Source organism: Calothrix rhizosoleniae SC01 (assembly GCF_900185595.1).
In the GTDB taxonomy this organism is placed as follows: Bacteria; Cyanobacteriota; Cyanobacteriia; order Cyanobacteriales; family Nostocaceae; genus Calothrix_A; species Calothrix_A rhizosoleniae.
The window spans coordinates 1-3,361 of sequence record NZ_FYBH01000448.1 but is presented as its reverse complement, the minus strand read 5'-3'; the positions used below and the strand labels follow the sequence as shown (position 1 = coordinate 3,361).

The following is a 3,361-nucleotide window of genomic DNA, read 5'->3' as shown; positions in this document are numbered from 1 at the left end:
ATGGAGTAAGTTTCTATCAAAGTTGAAGGCTTCAAACTCTTCTTCATCGTCAATATTAAAATCTGAGCCTTTTAATTCTCCTTCCCCATCATTACTAAGTGTTAACTCAGTTGCATGACCCTTGTCTTTGAGCGAAGCAACCAGGGATTCATCTAATAATAAGACACGAAAAATTGTGGTTTCTGATTGTTCTTCGTCTTCGTCTTGTTGTTGTTGTTGTTGTTGGTCTTGTTGTTGTTGTTCTTGTTCTTGGTCCGGATTGGAGTCTGGATTGGAGTCTGGATTGGGGTCTGGATTGGGGTCTGGATTGGGGTCTGGATTTGGAACTGGATTTGGGTCTGGATTTGGAACTGGATTTGGGTCTGGATTTGGATCTGCGGTACCAAATTCTCTACCATCAAAAAATGTGTCTCCACTATTATTACCATTAGTTCGTGCGGCAATAGCCCCAATAGTACCGCTCTGATTATCTTGGAATGAATCTGTTTCTTGTGTACCATCTCCTACTACAAAAAATTCAGTTCCAACCTCAATTATTACCCGACCTCTTCCTTGATTATTTGTTTCTGGTTCTGGTTCATTTTCAATTAATGCAAGTCCATTTTTAGTAGTAATTCTAATAAATGGTAATACTTCCTCATTTGCTGTTGCATTATTAGAAGGATCAGATGCCGGATTAGCAACTATTATACTAGCGACTATTTCTTCAAATTCGCGATCTGAATCATTTCTATTATCTAAATTTTCATTTTCCGTTCCAATTGCTCTAAAAAATCCCCCAGCTTTGATATCAATATCACCAGCACGGACAATCCTTTGAAAATTTTCATCCTCCACATTATTATCAAGAATTCCTGCAAAAATAGTATCTACTTCTATGTTTCCTTCCTCAGCCGATAAAATGACCTTTTCACCCACTATAATTTTATCTGTTTTAATATTGCCGCTCTTAGAAGTTATGGATAGATTCAATGGAGCCTCGGAAATACCAGAACGATCATTCGGAACAATAGAATTGTCTTCGCCAGTATTGTAGCTAACAACATCTCCATCTTGTAAGTAGGTTGGCGTAAAAAATTATCGTTTGGATAAGGCAGGGGGCAGGGAGCAGGGAGCAGGGGGAACAAGGGTTTTAGGCTTATTTACTATTCTTCACATAGTTTGGTTTTATTGTGCCGACTTACTTACGCTGATATTAGAACCAGTGAGGACAACTGTACCATTGTCATTAACGGTAATTCCTGTTACATTGCTGATATTGCCACCAGTCAATAGATTTGGTAAAGATTCAATTGTCAATTTGTTGGGTAATGGATTAGTATTTCCCGTTGTTGATTCAATATCAAGAGACAGCAGATTTCCCTGTTGACTAATCCGCACTATATTCTTACCAGGAACCGCAGCTATAGTAATCTGGCCATTTGGTGCTTCTAGCTTTCCAGTATTTACTACCGTACCACCCAGTAAAGTTAAATTTTCTCCCTCATTAACACTCAAGTCCTCAGAGTTAATAATTGCCCCTGGCTTTTCCATCGTGAAAACAAAAGCAGTAGGATCACCTGTCAACGCAGCATAGTTATTGCTATCAGTTGCATTGAAAAAATTAGAACCATTAGAACCAAATCCAATACCATTAGCTGTTGTTACAGTTAAAGAGCCAGGTAGACTCAAGGTTGCACCATTACCAAAAATAAAACCTGCTGGGTTCATTAAAAACAAGTTTGGGTTATTACCACCTGTAACCTGAATCGTGCCGTTAATTGTAGAAACATTTCCACCAGTAATGCGAGTCAGAATATTACTGATATTTCCATTTGCAGCCTCAAAGTTCGCAGTTTTACCTGCATCCACATTGAATTGAGTCAAACTGTGAAACTGATTTGTCCCATTACCATTGTTAGAAATCGTTCCGCCAGTGATATCAGTTTGATTATTGTTATTATTATTAGTAGTAACAGTAGTACCTGTACCGTCATTTGCTTGAGTAATTTGTGCTTGTACTTTTCCTACACCAATTACTCCTACTAAAGGGAGTGCTATTAATGAGATACTAACTTTATTCACGTTTAACTCTGCTTATTAATACTTATTTCGATTTTGATAAAAAATATTCCAGTAATAAAAAACTATAATTTTTATTGAAGCTTTATCATAAATATATCAAAATTGAAGGCTTTCAACTCTTCTTCGTATTCAAAATTTACACTGTTAAAAAAATATACTTGTATCTGCTAATTTTTGTGTAATTTTCTTACCAAATGTTAACTCTGTTGTATGCTCTTTAAGCAGAGCAATTAGCAGTCCTTTTTATGAGTTCTAATTGGTTGTAGCACAGCCATCTTGGCTGTGAAATGTTCAAGTATTTAGATCCCCTACTTCTATTCCTAGGAATTACTACAAACTGCGGAATTGATTCAGAAGTCGGGGATATGTTATACCAATTTGAAAAATAATTGCAATAGATGGAAAGTTAAAAGGCTTATTTGGTGGCAATTTCGCAATCCAAAATCCAAAATGGTATTACCTAGCTATCAGAACTAATGCAATGAACTACTAGTTCAGATTAAGGACTATAGGTAAAACTGAAATGCAAGCCATCATCCTGAAGACTATTGCTTGGTGTTTCTATATCTACAAAGGGAATACCATAATCAACACGGATATTCAAATTTCGTATTGGTTGCCATAACAACCCTAACCCTGCACTAGCCAGAAATGAATCATCAATGTCGCCTGTTTTATTCCACACTTGCCCTAAATCCACAAAAGGAGTAAGTTGCAATGTGGGAACTTTTTCCTTATTACGTAATATGGGAATACGACCTTCCACCGATAGGCGATATCCATTGTCTCCAGAGCGAGCATTTTGACGGTAACCCCGCAGAGATTGACCACCCCCAATAAAGAACTCATAGAATGATGGCACATCATCTGGTGTCAATTGCAAATCGGCTTGTACAATCAACAAATTGTCATTACCCAACCGTTGCACCCGTTGCACTTGACCAAACCAACTGAAAAAACGCCCATCTTGACTATCATCAGAACTGATAGTTGCATCAAAAATATCTAAACCAAAACTAAATTGAGATTGTATTGCCCAAGCTCCTTGATTGTCACGGTGAAGATAGTCTTGCCCAAATTTGAGAACACGGGTACGACTACGCCCAGAACTGAAAGGAACGCCATCAAATGTGAAAGATCCATTAGTACCCTGAAAAGCAAATGCAGTGGATAAAGCGAACTCTTGTTTGAGCGATCGCACTAAGGGTTGACGGTAACTGAGTTCATAAAAATCCAAACTACCTTTCACATCAGAGAAAGGCTCTCCTAAGGGAGGATTAATTAATTTGTTATTATT

General features: G+C 37.5%; 3 protein-coding genes. All 3 read right to left on the bottom strand.

Annotated elements, in window-relative coordinates; all coding sequences use genetic code 11:
- Positions 1-918, bottom strand: a 918-nt coding sequence (locus tag CALSC_RS27180; RefSeq protein WP_200817760.1) for a hypothetical protein, incomplete at its 3' end; no start/stop codon positions are given.
- 249 nt (positions 919-1,167) lie between these two features.
- Positions 1,168-2,064 (bottom strand): two-partner secretion domain-containing protein, encoded by an 897-nt coding sequence (locus CALSC_RS25225; protein WP_088243928.1) that lies wholly within the window; start codon positions 2,062-2,064, stop codon positions 1,168-1,170.
- Positions 2,065-2,563: 499 nt separating this feature from the next.
- A partial coding sequence (locus tag CALSC_RS25220; protein ID WP_143288394.1) for a ShlB/FhaC/HecB family hemolysin secretion/activation protein occupies positions 2,564-3,361 on the bottom strand: 798 nt, incomplete at its 5' end.